Origin of the sequence: Corynebacterium sp. HMSC058E07, assembly GCF_001809885.1 — a bacterium.
Taxonomy (GTDB): Bacteria; Actinomycetota; Actinomycetes; order Mycobacteriales; family Mycobacteriaceae; genus Corynebacterium; species Corynebacterium macclintockiae.
Window position 1 is genome coordinate 449,279 of sequence record NZ_KV799275.1, and the last position, 14,315, is coordinate 463,593.

General features: G+C 63.7%; 11 protein-coding genes and 1 pseudogene. 2 read left to right on the top strand and 10 right to left on the bottom strand.

What is annotated here, in order from left to right; genetic code table 11:
* The 8 genes and pseudogenes from HMPREF2678_RS10535 to gatC all read right to left on the bottom strand — a co-directional run.
* Positions 1-701: pseudogene (locus tag HMPREF2678_RS10535) on the bottom strand (hypothetical protein); the annotation flags it as partial.
* Between the two features lie 128 nt (positions 702-829).
* On the bottom strand, positions 830-2,347 hold the full coding sequence (gene gatB, locus HMPREF2678_RS07385) for an Asp-tRNA(Asn)/Glu-tRNA(Gln) amidotransferase subunit GatB (RefSeq protein WP_192817062.1): 1,518 nt from the start codon (positions 2,345-2,347) through the stop codon (positions 830-832).
* A 43-nt stretch (positions 2,348-2,390) separates the two neighbouring features.
* The gene (locus tag HMPREF2678_RS07390) at positions 2,391-3,626 is read right to left on the bottom strand and encodes an HNH endonuclease signature motif containing protein (RefSeq protein ID WP_080719910.1); all 1,236 of its coding nucleotides are present in this window, start codon (positions 3,624-3,626) and stop codon (positions 2,391-2,393) included.
* Positions 3,627-3,948: 322 nt separating this feature from the next.
* The gene (locus tag HMPREF2678_RS07395; protein WP_034979155.1) at positions 3,949-4,977 is read right to left on the bottom strand and encodes an ATP-dependent 6-phosphofructokinase; all 1,029 of its coding nucleotides are present in this window, start codon (positions 4,975-4,977) and stop codon (positions 3,949-3,951) included.
* Positions 4,978-5,042: 65 nt separating this feature from the next.
* On the bottom strand, positions 5,043-6,431 hold the full coding sequence (locus HMPREF2678_RS07400; RefSeq protein WP_141747047.1) for a DHA2 family efflux MFS transporter permease subunit: 1,389 nt from the start codon (positions 6,429-6,431) through the stop codon (positions 5,043-5,045).
* The gene (locus tag HMPREF2678_RS07405) at positions 6,431-7,114 is read right to left on the bottom strand and encodes an NUDIX domain-containing protein (protein WP_141747049.1); all 684 of its coding nucleotides are present in this window, start codon (positions 7,112-7,114) and stop codon (positions 6,431-6,433) included. Before HMPREF2678_RS07405 ends, HMPREF2678_RS07400 begins: the two co-directional genes overlap by 1 nt.
* A 118-nt stretch (positions 7,115-7,232) precedes the next feature.
* Positions 7,233-8,735 carry an Asp-tRNA(Asn)/Glu-tRNA(Gln) amidotransferase subunit GatA gene (gene gatA, locus HMPREF2678_RS07410; protein ID WP_034979158.1) on the bottom strand — a complete coding sequence of 501 codons (1,503 nt, stop codon included), beginning with the start codon at positions 8,733-8,735 and terminating at the stop codon, positions 7,233-7,235.
* Positions 8,736-8,833: 98 nt separating this feature from the next.
* Positions 8,834-9,139, bottom strand: a complete 306-nt coding sequence (gatC, locus tag HMPREF2678_RS07415; protein ID WP_035000948.1) for an Asp-tRNA(Asn)/Glu-tRNA(Gln) amidotransferase subunit GatC — start codon at positions 9,137-9,139, stop codon at positions 8,834-8,836.
* A gap of 63 nt (positions 9,140-9,202) precedes the next feature.
* Here gatC and HMPREF2678_RS07420 point away from each other — a divergent pair, with 63 nt between their 5' ends.
* A complete protein-coding gene (locus tag HMPREF2678_RS07420) occupies positions 9,203-9,874 on the top strand; it encodes an ACT domain-containing protein (protein ID WP_034979161.1) in 672 nt (223 codons plus the stop codon).
* 19 nt (positions 9,875-9,893) lie between these two features.
* Here HMPREF2678_RS07420 and ilvA read toward each other — a convergent pair whose 3' ends face one another.
* Together ilvA and HMPREF2678_RS07430 are read right to left on the bottom strand one after the other, a co-directional pair.
* Positions 9,894-11,453, bottom strand: coding sequence for a threonine ammonia-lyase, biosynthetic (gene ilvA, locus HMPREF2678_RS07425; RefSeq protein ID WP_070551728.1), 1,560 nt, complete (start codon positions 11,451-11,453; stop codon positions 9,894-9,896).
* Between the two features lie 152 nt (positions 11,454-11,605).
* Positions 11,606-13,117, bottom strand: a complete 1,512-nt coding sequence (locus HMPREF2678_RS07430) for a cation:dicarboxylate symporter family transporter (RefSeq protein WP_083303443.1) — start codon at positions 13,115-13,117, stop codon at positions 11,606-11,608.
* 435 nt (positions 13,118-13,552) lie between these two features.
* Between HMPREF2678_RS07430 and HMPREF2678_RS07435 the strand changes: the two genes are divergently transcribed.
* The coding region (locus HMPREF2678_RS07435) for a vWA domain-containing protein (RefSeq protein ID WP_246817909.1) at positions 13,553-14,315 on the top strand (763 nt) is incomplete at its 3' end.

A 14,315-nucleotide genomic window follows, 5' to 3' on the forward strand; every position in this document is an offset into this window, starting at 1 on the left:
ATCTCCCGCTCGCCAACGTCCGCGCCCGCGCCCCTAAACTCCGAGGTTTCAGCGTCGTCGACCTTGCCCCAGCGGTCTTCGTCCCCCTTGGCCGAGGAGCTTCCGCCGACAGTGGTCGCGCCCAGGCCAGCCCCCGCTGCGGCGCTCGCTCCGGCGGCAGCTGCGGCGCCGGAGCCGGACGAGGCCTCGGAGCCGTCCAGCTTGGTCAGATCGACATCCGAAGCGCTGTCGGTTTCCGGGTGATCCGTGTTGGCGTCATCAGTTCGAGTCGGCGCAGCATCGGGCGAACGGCCCTCGATGCGCTGAGGGCGAGCCCTCCCCAACATCGCATATACATCTCGCTTAGCCGGCTTCTCCGTGGCTTCGTCAGAATCTCCCACGTTGGCGTTCGCCTCCGGAGCGGACGCGTCCGCGGGCGCAGTCGCCTCAGCCTCGGCGGAATTCTCGGCGGAATTCTCGGCGGGCTTAGGGGCGTCCACGTCGGCGGGCTTAGCGATCTTCGTCGCTCCCGTCGAGGCCTCCTTGGGCTGGGGCTTTTCGTCGGCGTCGGGGCGCGCGTCGCGGCGGTAGACCGGTACGTCGATGTCATTGTTCATGTCATCGGCCAGCTCGTCCGCCGAGTTGTCGAACAAAGCGTCGTCTGGGCTAGGTCTACGGAATCGATCGGGCCTAGGGCTGTTGGGCTTTGCGTTGTTACTCACGCAACCCAGACTATTCTGACCAGCACGATTTGCGCGGGAGGTCGCTCGGCATGTCACAGATGGCGTACTCCATCGACTATGCCCCGGCCAGAGCGGCCTCCGACGGCACCCTGGCCGCCGACGCGCCGCTAGCTGAGCTTCTTAGCGATCAGCTGGTTAACCTGCGCGGGGTCTGCTTTGCCCTTCGTGGCCTTCATGACGGCGCCGACAATTGCGCCGGTTACCTTCTTGTTTCCTGCGCGGTACTTTTCGACGATGTCCGGGTTTGCGGCCAGGGCTTCGTCGACGGCCGCCTCGATGGCACTGTCATCGCGTACAACTTCCAGGCCTCGGGCGGCGACGACGTCGTCGACGTCGCCTTCGCCTGCCAGCACTCCGTCGACGGCCTGACGCGCAAGCTTGGTGGTTAGCTTGCCGTCGTTTACTAGTGACGCCACCCGCGCCACCTGAGCCGGCGTGATGTCGAGCCCGGTAAGTTCCACGCCTTGTTCATTTGCCTTGCCAGCGAGGTAGGAAACCCACCAGGAGCGAGCCTCATCGGGCTTGGCGCCTGCTTCGACGGTGTCGATGACGAGGTCGAGGGCACCGGCGTTGACGAGGTCGCGCATTTCTTCGTCCTTCAGCCCCCACTCCTTCTGGATGCGGGCGCGGCGGATCCATGGCATTTCCGGCAGGGTGGCGCGGATTTCTTCGACCCACTCGGCGGGTGCCAGTACGGGTGGCAGGTCCGGGTCGTTGAAGTAGCGGTAGTCCGCCATGGTTTCCTTGGGGCGACCCTTGGAGGTGGTGCCGTCGGTTTCCTGGTAGTGGCGGGTTTCCTGAACGATCTCCACGTCGTTGACGAGGCACGCTGCCTGGCGCTGCATTTCAAAGCGCACGGCTTGCTCGACGGACTTCAGGGAGTTGATGTTCTTCGTTTCGGTGCGCGTGCCGTATTCGGTGGTGCCGACGGGGCGCAGCGACAGGTTGGAGTCCACGCGCATGGAGCCTTGGTCCATGCGCGCGTCGGATACGCCAAGCGCCTTGACGAGGTCGCGCAGTGCGGAGACGTATGCCTTCGCAACTTCCGGAGCGCGTTCACCGGCGCCTTCGATCGGTTTGGTCACGATTTCGATCAGTGGCACGCCTGCGCGGTTGCAGTCCACGAGGGATGCGGTGGCGCCGTGGATGCGGCCGTCGGCGCCGCCGAGGTGGGTCAGCTTGCCGGTGTCTTCTTCCATGTGCGCGCGCTCAATTTCTACGCGCCATTCGGTGCCGTCTTCCAGGACGACGTCCAGGTATCCGTCGTAGGCGATGGGCTCGTCGTATTGGGAGATCTGGTAGTTCTTCGGCTGGTCCGGGTAGAAGTAGTTCTTGCGCGCGAAGCGGGACTTCGGAGCAATCTCGCAGTTCAGCGCCAGGCCGATCTTGATGGCCCATTCCACGCCCAGCTTGTTTACGACGGGCAGCGCGCCCGGCAGGCCGAGGCTGCATGGGTCGACGTTGCTGTTTGGTGCGTCGCCGAATTCCGCGGAGGACGTGGAGAACATCTTCGTCTTCGTGGCGAGTTCGACGTGAACTTCCATGCCCATCACTGGGTCGAAGCGCTCCAGCACTTCGTCGAAGTCCATCACATCATCGGAGTAATCGTAGACAGGCGCAGTCATGCCAGCCATCTTAATACGTCCCCGCCACCTTGTGTCGTTAGGGTCACCCCGGTGGCAGCCACGTGACGCGCCCGCTGACACGCGCCATCCGCCCGCGTCCGTGTTGCCCGTTTACTCCGTTGTGGTACGCGCATAGTAGTGCCATGTTTTCGGGGTTCGTTTCCCCTCCTTTGGCAAATTCCTGCAGGTGGTGGACTTGGCATTCATTCGCCGGACGCCCGCACCCTGGCCAGCTGCATCGCGTCGTCTCGGCTTCGAGCATGCGGCGTTGTTTTCTGGACGCCAACCGCCTCACCCTGTACAAGTTCACCGGCCCTTGCTCTGGAGCTATCAGGGTGATGTAGTCTCCATCTTTCAGCCCTGTGCCGCCCACGCCCGCAGCGGCACCGGCTGCGCCCGTGCCGGTCGGACCTGCAGTGCTGGCTGCACCAGAAGGAGCCTGAGCGACGCTAGCACCGTCGGCGCGGGCGCCGGCTGCGCCCGTGCCGATCGGGCCTGCAGTACTGGCTGCACCAGAAGGAGGCTGAGCGGCGCGGGCACGGTCGGCGCTGGCACGGTCGGCGCGGGCACTGTCGGCGCAGGCACTGTCAGCGCGGGCAACTTGGATGCCAGCTTCCTCGAGCCGGCGGGCGACATACTCCGCACCCGTGAGGACGGCGCCGTTGGTAGCTTGCAGTTCAATCTCGTCCCCGTGGCCACCGAGCACCTGCATGTAGTCATCCAAACTGACGACAACGTTGGTGGTCAGCGTGCTGCGCTGGATGGTGCGATTCTCTGTCAGCCATGCAAGTGGATCGGTGCGCGCGGATTCCCAGATTTCCGACATGCGGTGCGACGGGCCGGTGAACTGAATGGTCGTTTTCTTCCCGTGCATGATCCTCCGTCCCCCGTCGGCGGGGATCCGGGGGCCTTGCATTTCACGCCGCAGTTGCGTTGCCCGGCGGGAGATCGCCGCGTAGTCACCCGCTGTGTTGCAGAGCGCTTCGGTGAATACGTAGCGCTGTTTGATCCCCAGCATGCGCGCTCGCTCGGCGATGAGTATCAGCACGTCCAGCCCGTGTCCGTTTCGCCGCGCGGCCTCCAGGGCTCGCTTCTTGTACCTCGAGTACGCCGACCCGGAAAAGTGTTCGGCAGCCCGCGCCACGCTCCGGGCAAGTTCCCGGTCCAGTGGCAGCTGCTCGGCGGGAGTTCCGAAGGCTTCGGTCAGCAGCTCCACGCCGTGGCGCTGCGCGTCGGCCACTTGGCGCTGAAGCTCCGCGAGCTGCTGTAGTTTTTCCATGCCTCGGACGCTAGACCATCGGCAAGAATCCCGCCTCGCCCCGTACGACTGCCTGTGGATAACTCGCCCTCCCCGAGGGCGTTTTCCACAGGCAAATCATTTCCCCCTTGACAGCCTCTCCCCAGTGTGCAGTTCCAGCGCGCCGTCATACCGCACACGGCTCGATATACCGCGCACGGCTCGACATACGCAACTGCATCTGAGCCACATCGGGGCTACATCCGAACCGCCGGCTCGACTCGCGACTGCGCGCCGACGCCGCGCCATCGCGCCGCACCTGGCCGGTCGCGCACCCCACCACTGCGGCGTCTGCCGGCGTCCGCTAGCCGAAGAGCGAGCGCGCGGTGGCGTAGCGCTTCTCTGGTACTTCCTTCAAAGTACCGACGGCCTCTTCAAAGTCGATCAGTTCGATGCTGCCACCCTTGAGCGCAACGACCTTGCCGAATTCTCCCCTGATCGCGGCTTTGGTGGCGTTCACGGCAAATCGGGTGGCCAGCACGCGGTCGAACGCGGTGGGGGTTCCGCCGCGCTGGATGTGCCCCAGAACGGTCGACCGCACGTCGGTATCCAGTCGGTTTTCAATCTCCTTGGCGATCAGCGCGGACATGTTCTGGAACTTCTCGTGGCCGAACTGGTCCACTTCGCGTTCGGCGACGTCGAGGGTGCCTTCCTTTGGCAACGCCCCCTCGGCCACGACAATGATGCCGTACTTCTCCCCCAGCTGGAAGCGTCGAGCCATGCGGCGGCAGACGTCATCGATGTCGAAGGGGAATTCCGGAATCAGGATCTCGTGCGCACCTCCGGCCATGCCCGCGTGCAGCGCGATCCAGCCGACGTGGCGGCCCATGACTTCCACGATCATCACGCGGTCGTGTGATTCGGCGGTGGTGTGCAGGCGGTCGATGGCGTCGGTGGCTACGGCAACGGCGGTGTCAAAGCCGAAGGTGTAGTCGGTGCCGTTGACGTCGTTGTCAATGGTTTTCGGCACGCCGATGACCGGCACGCCGTTGTCGTGCAGGAAGCGTGCGCCTTTCAGGGTTCCTTCGCCGCCGATGGGGATCAGGGCGTCGATGCCCGCGTCCGCGAGGTTGGCTTTCACGCGATCGATGCCGGCCATGAAGTCGTTGGGGTGTAGGCGTCCGGTACCGAGGATCGTGCCGCCGCGTCGCAGGATCCGGTCGATGAAATCGTCGTCGTACAGTTGCACGCGACGGTCTTCCAGTAGTCCCTGCCAGCCGTCTTCAAATCCGACGACGGTATGGCCTTGTTCGGCCGCTGTCCGCACGATGCCTCGGATGACGGCGTTCAATCCTGGGCAGTCTCCACCACTGGTCAAGGTCGCAATACGCATGCTTTAAAGTGTAGCGACACGCTGCCGGATCTGCCGGGCGGAACTGGAAGCCTTTTTATTGACGCCTACTCGCCTCCCCGACCGACCTCTGACCGAGCCATGCCGGAGGCCACCGCGCCGAGCATCAGCATAACTACCGCGGGCAGCAGGGAGTCCCCGAAGGCCTGGGGGCCGACCACGCCGACGCGGGCTTGCACGACGGCGGCGATGACGGCGGCTCCGGTGACGGCGCCGAGTTGCCGGGTGGCGTTGTACATTCCAGAGCCCGCGCCGGCGAACTGGGACGGCAGGTCCCGAAGGGTGGTGGTGGAGTTCGGAGCCCAGACGAAGGAGTTTCCGAACCCGAGGATCACGAACGCGCCGATCATCATCCATAGAGGCCGTTCGGGTCGCATGGAGAACACCAACGCGGCCACGCCCGTGGCCATGAGGCAGAACCCCAGTACTGCGAAGCGTCGAGGCTCATATCGGTCGACCAGCCTGCCGACGAAGGGCGCCATGAGGCCAGCGATGATGGCCATGGGCGTCACGACGAAAGAGGCTTTCATTGGACTGAAGCGGTGAACTTCCTGCAGGAACATCATCACTGGCACCATCATGCCGGCGATGGTGAAGCCCATGGTGAAGATGGATGCGTTGCCGAAGGCGAAATGGCGGCGTGCGAACAGGGCGATCGGAACTAGCGCACTGCCTGCGGACAGGCGCGACTGCAGCCAGACGAATGCCACCATCAGCGCCGCGCCTCCGAGCAGCAGCGCCCAGATCCACGGCGCCCAGCCGGCGGGGTCGCCTTCCTGGATGCCGTAGATGACCATGGTCATCGCCACCATGGACAGGACGATCGACGGCAGGTTGATGCGTTCTTCCGTCGGCTGGAACCGCGGGACCCAGCGGGCGACCATCACGACGGACAGCACGCCGATGGGCACGTTGATGAAGAACACCCACTGCCAGGTTGCGTATTGGGTGATGAAGCCTCCGAGCAGCGGTCCGGCGAGCGTGGAGATTCCCGCCGTGGCTCCCCAGATGCCCAGTGCTGCCCCGCGCTTGTCGCGCGGGAAGATGCGGTTGATCACGCTCATGGTCTGGGGCGTCAATAAAGATCCGCCAATACCCTGCACGGCGCGGGCGGCGATCAGCGTTTCGATGCTGCCGGCCAGTCCGCAGGCCAGCGACGAGAGCGTGAAGATCGTCATGCCCGCGATGTACAGGTTTTTCGGCCCGAAGCGGTCGCCCAGTCGGCCGGTGACCATCAGGGGTACCGCGAATGCCAGCAGGTACGCGCTGGTGACCCACAGCACCTGCCCGTAGTCGGCCTGCAGGTCGGCCTGGAACGCGGGCGTGGCGACGGCCACGATCGTCTGATCCAGCAGGATCATGAAGAAGCCGATGCACAGCGCCACCAGGGCGCGCCATGCTTGTGGGAGCGGAAGCGGCAGGGCGGGGTATTTCACTAGAGGGAGTCTACTGCCGCCCGCAGGGTCGGCAAACTGGCTTTGAACTCCGGCATCAGTGGCAGTTCTTCCAGCCGGTCGATGGGCTGCCACAGTAGTTCCAGCGATTCGGCGGTCGGATGAAGTTCCAGGTGTTCGGAACAGGTGGCCAGGACGGTGGTGTACGTCCACTCGGTGATCTCCGGGTTTTCGTATTCCCACCAGAACGTTCCGCCGAGCCCGAAGATTCCGTGTGCATCCAGCGAGGCATCCAGGTTGGGGTGCCGGACGGGGAATTCTCGCAGGGCTTGGCGGGGATCCCCGTTGCGCTCGACGATCTTTTCAATGCCGGCAAACAGGTGCCGTTCGTCGTCACGGACGGGCAGGCGGCAGTAGGCGGTCTTGACGGGCACGGTGGAGGTCACGATTTCTCTGTGTACCTTTACTGAGGACGCCCCCACGCCCGTCTCCTCCCACGTCTCCCGCAGGGCACCGTCGGTGGGTGATTCGCCGACGTCGATCGCTCCCCCGGGCAGAGCCCAGGTGCCGCCGCGGTTGGTCCACTTGGCGCGGTGCTGCATCAGGACGTGCTGGTCGTCGGTGACGAGGAACAGCCCCGCCGCTCCGAGCACTCCCCAGCGCCGGGAGCCGTCGGGGTCTTCGACTAAGCCGTCGCCTGTGTAAAGTTCGGGAATCCTACCCATGTCCCCCACCATACGCGGATCCGCGAACCGCAACCTCCCCCGCAGATCTTGGGGCCGCCAGACCAGCCACGGGTGTGCTCGCCAAGGTCTCCGTCTCGGGCTGGCTAGACCCGGGCGGTTAGGCGCGGCCGGCCTCGAAGGCCGCGCCGACGCGGTACAGGCGGTCGTCGCCGTGCGCCGGGCCCATGATCTGCAGGCCGGTCGGCAGGCCGGTGTCGCTGGCGAAGCCGCCGGGCACGGACATGCCGCACACGCCCGCCAGGTTCAGCGGCAGGGTGAACAGGTCGAACATGTACATTGCCAACGGGTCGTCGGTCTTCTCGCCCAGCTTGAAGGCGGTGGACGGCGTCACGGGAGCGACGATCGCGTCGACCTGCTCGTAGGCCTTGGCGAAGTCCTGGGAGATCAGGTTGCGGACGCGCTGGGCCTGCAAGTAGTACGCGTCGTAGTAGCCGACGGACAGGGCGTAGGTGCCCAGCATGATGCGGCGCTTGACCTCCGAGCCGAAGCCTTCGGCGCGGGTCAGGCTCATCACCTGGTCGGCGGAGCGGCTGCCGTCGTCGCCGCGGCGCTGGCCGTAGCGCATGCCGTCAAAGCGGGCCAGGTTGGAGCTGACCTCACACGGCAGGATCAGGTAGTACGCGTTCAGTGCGTGGTCGAAGTTCGGGCAATCGACCTCCACCAGTTCTGCGCCCTGGGACTTCAGCTGCTCCAGGTTCGCGTTGTACGCCTCCAGCACGCCGGGCTGGAAGGCCTCTGCGCGCTGGAACTGCTTGACCACACCCAGCTTCACGCCGCTCAGGTCCCCGGAAGATCCCTGCTTCGCGGCCTCGACGACCGGCGCGACTGCGTGGGAGGAGGAGGTCGAATCGTTGGCGTCATGCCCCGCAATAACCTCGTGCAGCAGCGCGGTATCCAGAACCGTGCGCGCCGTCGGCCCGCCCTGATCCAGGGAGGAAGCGCAGGCCACCAGGCCGTAGCGGGAAACGGTGCCGTAGGTCGGCTTCACGCCGACGGTGTTGGTCAGAGCGGCGGGCTGGCGGATGGAGCCACCCGTGTCCGTGCCGATGGCCAGCGGAGCCATACCCGCGGCCAGGGCTGCCGACGAGCCGCCGCCGGAGCCACCCGGGGTGCGCTCTAGGTCGTAGGGGTTCTTCGTCGGGCCGTAGGCGGAGTTCTCGGTGGAGGAGCCCATGGCGAACTCGTCCATGTTCGTCTTGCCCAGGATCGGGATGCCGGCGGCGCGCAGACGCATGGTGACGGTCGCGTCGTAGGGGCTCATGTAGCCTTCCAGCATCTTGGAGGCACACGTCGTCGGAGCATCGGTGGTGGTAAAGACGTCCTTCAGCGCCAGCGGCACGCCGGCCAGCTTGCTGGTCGGCTGGTCGCCGGCGGCCAGTGCGTCGTCGACATTCGAGGCCGCCGCCAGCGCTTCGTCGGCGCCGACGTGGAGGAATGCGTTGATGTCGCCGTCGATCTCGCCGATGCGGTCCAGGTGGGCCTGCGTAACCTCCTGAGAGCTGATCTCGCGCGCGTGGATCTTCTCCGCCAGTTCCGCGGCGGTCCAGGTGGTGAAGTCCGAGTCGTCCCGGGAACCGACGATGTACTTATTCTCAGCCATGAGTGTTCCTGAAGTTCCTTCTTCTAACGATTGATTGTTTGGCGTGCGGGTTTTGTTTGGCGCTGTTGCCTTTTATGACGCCAGCCGCCCCAGCCGGTCTAGTCCGCCAGGATCTGCGGCACTTCGAAGCGCTGCTCGCTTTGCTTCGGCGCCTGGTCCAGTGCCTGCTCCGCCTTCAGGCTCGGCACGACTACGTCTTCCCGCATGACGGCGACGTCTCCGTCAACGTTTTGGGTGGGGTGGCTCAGCGGCTCAATACCTTCGGTGTCGACCTTCCTGATCGCGGCCACGTGATCGACAATCCCGTCGATCTGAGCTGCGTATTCATCCAACTCCTGCTCCCCCAGGTCCAGGCGGGCCAGGCGGGCCAGGTGGGCAACATCTTCGCGCGAAATCTCAGACATGGGTTCCACTCTAGTCAAGCCAACCAGCCCCCGTGGACTTCAGGTGGCGCTAATATCGGTTCTATGTCTTTCCTCATGCGTGTCCGTATGCCCGATACCCCTGGCTCCCTCGGCCTGCTGGCCATGGCGCTGGGAACCGTCGGCGGGGACATCCGGGGCGTCGATATCGTTGGTCAGGCTGAACTCGAAGAGCCAAACACAGTGGTCGACGACATTGTCGTGTCCCTCCCCACCGGGCATTTGCCCGACAGTCTGATCACGGCCACGCAGGAACTCGATGGTTTCTTTGTCGATTCGATCCGCCCCTTTTCAGGCACAGTCGACCGACGCGGCCAGATTCAGATGCTGTCCGGGGTGGCGGAGCAGCGGCGTCATATAGAAAAAGCGCTAGAGATCCTCATGCAGGATCTGCCCCGCACCATGACGGCAGGCTGGGCGGTCGTGCTGGAAACGTCTCCGCGGACACACCGGGTGGCGGCTTCGTCTGCCGCGCCGGAGGACAATGGCCAGGAGCTCGACCAGCCCCCGCTGACCGAAGCGCGCGTGCTGAACCCCGAACGCGAGGACTGGATCCCCGAGAACTGGGCCGTTATGGATTCCGCACTGGCGGGCACTCCGATCGCCGGGACGGATCTGCTTTTGATCGTCGGCAGGCCGGGTGGGCCGGACTTCCTGGTCAGCGAGGTGGAGCATTTGCGCCAGCTCGGCTCGATTTTCGGCGCGCTGTTCAGCTAGCGCCAGCGAGCGGCACGCTCTATTCGGCGCTGATGAAGAAGTCGTACGCAGGACTGTCCGTCACGTCCGTGGCGTGGTAGCCCAGCTGCTGCAGGTGGGCCTGGAATTCCGGGTCGCCGGAGACGTCCTCGAACGCCGCCAGCACGCGACCGTGATCCATGCCGAAGCTGCGGTAGTGGAAGCCGGTAATGTTCCAGCGGGTGCCCAGCACTTCCAGGAAGTGCTGCAACGCGCCCGGGTTTTCGGGGAATTCAAAACTGTAGGCGGTCTCGTCGACGTGCTGGCCGGGCGTTCCGCCGATCATGTAGCGGACGTGTTCCTTCGCAACGTCGTCGTCTGACAGGTCGACCACGCCGTAGCCTGCTTCGCGGAGGTCTGCGGCGATGGCTTTGCGCTCGTCCTCGCCGTTTTTGAGCTTGACGCCCACAAAGATGCGGGCGGGCTTTTCACCGTCGCGTTGGCCGACTCGGTAGCTGAATTCTGTGACGGCACGGTGGCCAAGCAGTTTGCAGAACTCGAGGAAGGCTCCCTCGCGTTCGGGGATGGTCACGCCGAAGATGCCTTCACCGCCCTCGCCGATTTCCGCGCGCTCGGAGACGTAGCGCAGGGAGTGGAAGTTGACGTTCGCGCCGGAGAGGACGTGCGCCAGCGTTTCCCCTTCGAGTTGGTGGGTGGCAGCGTAGCGCTTCAGGCCTGCGAGGGCGACGGCGCCGGCGGGCTCGGCGATGGCTCGCGTGTCGTCGAAGATGTCCTTGATGGCGGCGCTGATCTCGTCGGAGCTGACGGTGATGACGTCGTCGAGGTATTCGCGGCAGAGCCGGAATGTTTCGGCGCCAATCTGCTTGACGGCCACGCCTTCGGCAAAGAGGCTCACGTGGTCGAGGGCTACGGGCTTTCCGGCGGCGAGCGCGTGCGTGAGGCAGGCGGATTCCACCGGCTCCACGCCGATGACCTTGATGTTCGGATCCAGTTCCTTGAGCAGCACGGAGATTCCAGCGGCCAGTCCACCGCCGCCGACCTGGACGAAGACGCGGTCGACGTCCGGGCGGGCTTGGAAGATTTCCAGCCCGGCGGTGCCTTGGCCGGCGATTACCGCTTCGTCGTCGAAGGGGGCTACCCAGACCATGCCCTCAACCTCGGAAAGCTCCATGGCCTTAGCCTTGGCCTCGTCGAAGTTGGCGCCGTGCAGCAACACTTCCCCGCCGAAGCTACAAACCGCATCGATTTTGATGCTGGGGGTGACTTCCGGCATCACGATCACGGTGCGGATGCCTAGCTCAGTGCCGGACAGCGCTACGCCCTGGGCGTGGTTTCCAGCGGAGGCCGCGACGACTCCGCGGGCGCGCTCTTCTTCCGTGAGCTGGGCCATGCGGTTGAATGCGCCGCGGATTTTGAAGCTGTGGACGGGCTGCAGGTCTTCGCGCTTGACCAGAATCTCGTTGCCAATGCGCTTCGACAGCGTTTCCATGTACTCGAGTGGCGTGTTCGTTGCGACTCGGTAGACGGGCGCGGAAACGATCTTCTTCAGGTATTCCGCGCCGTTTCCCCCGCTGACAGGATGCGAAGCTTCATGTGACATGCGCTTCAGTATAGCCCCGCCGGTGATCCCCCTTACCCTGCGGTCCCCACACCCCCACAGTCGCGAGCCCCGGCGTTACTGCCCCGCCCCAGCCGCCACCGCGACTGCGAGCGCGACCGCCAAAACTGCGACCGCGCTGCTGGCGCTGGCGCTTACTGCTGGCGGTAGTCGTCTAGGTTGACCTGCGGGGTGGGCTGAAGGTGCTCCGTGGCGGGGTTCTTCACCGACGGGTACTTGAGGTCGACATCATGGTCATCTGCGGTTCCAACGTACGGATCCTGGCCATTGAGCACCCGCTTGACCTGTTCCTTGTCCACTGTGTTCGTCCACTTGCCAACCAGCAGAGTGGCCACTGCGTTACCGGAGAAGTTGGTCAGGGCGCGGGCCTCAGACATGAAGCGGTCGATGCCAGCGATGATGTCCACGCCGTCCAGCAGCTCCGGACGGTGCGATTGCAGACCGACAGCCAGGGTTGCGATACCCGCGCCGGACACACCCGCGGCACCCTTGGAGGCGATAATCATGAAGATCAGCAAGCTGATCTGATCCCCCATGCTCAGGTGCACGTTCATCGCGTCCGAAATAAAGATGGCTGACATGGTCAGGTAAATCGCGGTGCCGTCCAGGTTGAAGGAGTAGCCCGTCGGCACGACGATTCCGACCGTGGACTTGTCCACGCCGATGTGTTCCATCTTGCGCATCAGGTTCGGCAGCGCGGACTCAGAGGAACTGGTAGCGAAGATTAGCAGGTACTCGCGCCCCAGGTACTTCACCAGCTTGAAAATGTTGAATCCAGTGAAGACCCGCAAGATGGTTCCCAGGATCACGAAGATGAAGATGATGCAGGTGATGTAGAAGCCTAGGATCAAGATACCGAGCTGCAGCACTGCCTTAATACCAGTGCCGCCGACTACGCCAGCCATCGCACCAAACGCGCCGATCGGGGCCAGCCACAGGATCCAGGACAGGATCTTGAAGACCAGCTTCTGCAGAGCGGCCACGAAGCCCAGGATCGGCTCGCCGGCCTTGCCCATGGATTGCGTTGCGAAGCCGACCAACAGGGCGATTAGCAGTACCTGCAGAATCTTGCCTGAGGTGAAGGCGCTGAAGAAGGTTTCAGGAATGATGCTTTGTACGAACCCGGTCTCTGGCCCTTTATTGGCGTCGAAGCCGCCGGTTTTTCCAATGTTCAGCCCTTCGCCCGGCTGCAGCAGGTTTCCCACGACTAGGCCTACTGCGAGGGCGAAGGTGGACATCGTGATGAAGTAGGCCAGTGCCATGCTTCCTGCTTTGCCTACTGACGCCGCAGACCTCACCGAGCCAATTCCCAGCACGATCGTGCAGAAAATCACCGGTGGGATGATCATTTTGATCAGCGTGACGTAGGTGGTTCCGAGCTCTTTGAACCCCTTTGCGACATCGGGTGCCACGAGGCCGAAAATGATGCCGGCGATCACTGCGACGATCACGCCGATGTATAGCCAGTGGGTGTTGTCCTTCTTCTCCCGCTTCGACTCAGCGATCTGCGGAGAGGTAGCAACCGCGGCTCCGGCGGCGACGGGCTGGGTGCCGCCGAGCCCGGAACCATTGAGCTCTGCGCCATTAGCGCCATTGGGTTCTGCGCCATTGGGTTCTGCGCCCTGGGGATTGTTCTTGTCATCCATGGATCCCTGGTGCTCCATTTCACTATCTTTAATAGGTTCACTTGAAAGCGCCGGCCTTCTCCCCCGTGCGCGACCACGCCGTCCATTGGCTCTGGCGGGAGCGGGTGGGGGCGTCACAAAGATCGCGAAGGAATAGACCTCAACACCTTCATTGTGCTACTTCGAGAAGATAAGTAACAAATGACCAGTGCCATAGGATCGGGCTGGGTCGTCGCGTAGCAACCCAAGCGCCGTTGACCTGCGGGGCCATGCGGAGCCCGTGCCAGTTTCACTGTGGCCAAAAAACGCCCTTTTCATGCGGAAACCCGCTTCTTTTCCTAGACTCTCTATCCGCAACGGAAAATATTTTCGTATCGGGAACATTGCGCCGATGTAACGCATCCCACACTTGAAAACTCGTATAAGCCTATGTCTTAAGGAAGGCGTTGATTCCCTTTGTTGTCCGCTGAATCGGCTCAGCACATCAGCCAGAGACAAAACCCCCCCGCCAACACCTGGCGCCTGGCCACCGCCCTGCTGGCATTCCTCACCATCCTGGCACTACTGCCCATCCTGGCTGTCAACGCAAACGCAGAGGACAATAACACCGGCGGCGACGGCAAAGTCGCCATCGTCCTCGACGCCTCAGACTCCATGGCCGAAAAGGACACCAACGACGGCGGCACCCGCATGGACGCAGCCAAAAAAGCCGCCACAGACACCATCAACACCCTCGCCGACAAATCCCAAACCGCCATCATCGCCTACGGATCCAAAGAATCCAACGCCCCCGACAACCGCGCCAAAGGCTGCCAAGACGTCACCACCCTCGCACCCCTAGGCAACAACAAGGCCGAAGACCTCAACAACAAAATCAACGGCCTCCAGCCCAAGGGCTACACCCCCATCGGCAACGCCATCAAGAAAGCGGCCGAAGAACTCGGCGACTCCGGCAAACGCAACATCATCCTCGTCTCCGACGGCATCGACACCTGCGCCCCACCACCAGTCTGCGACGTAGCCAAAGACATCGCCGGCGACGGCATCGACCTCGCCATCCACACCGTCGGATTCAAAGTCGACAACAAAGCCCAAAAAGAACTCCAATGCATCTCCGAAGTCTCCGGCGGCACTTACTCCTCCGCCGATGACACCGACGCACTTTCCAAAGCCCTCGCCGACGCCGCCCAACGCGTCGCCGGCGACTACGAATCCGCAG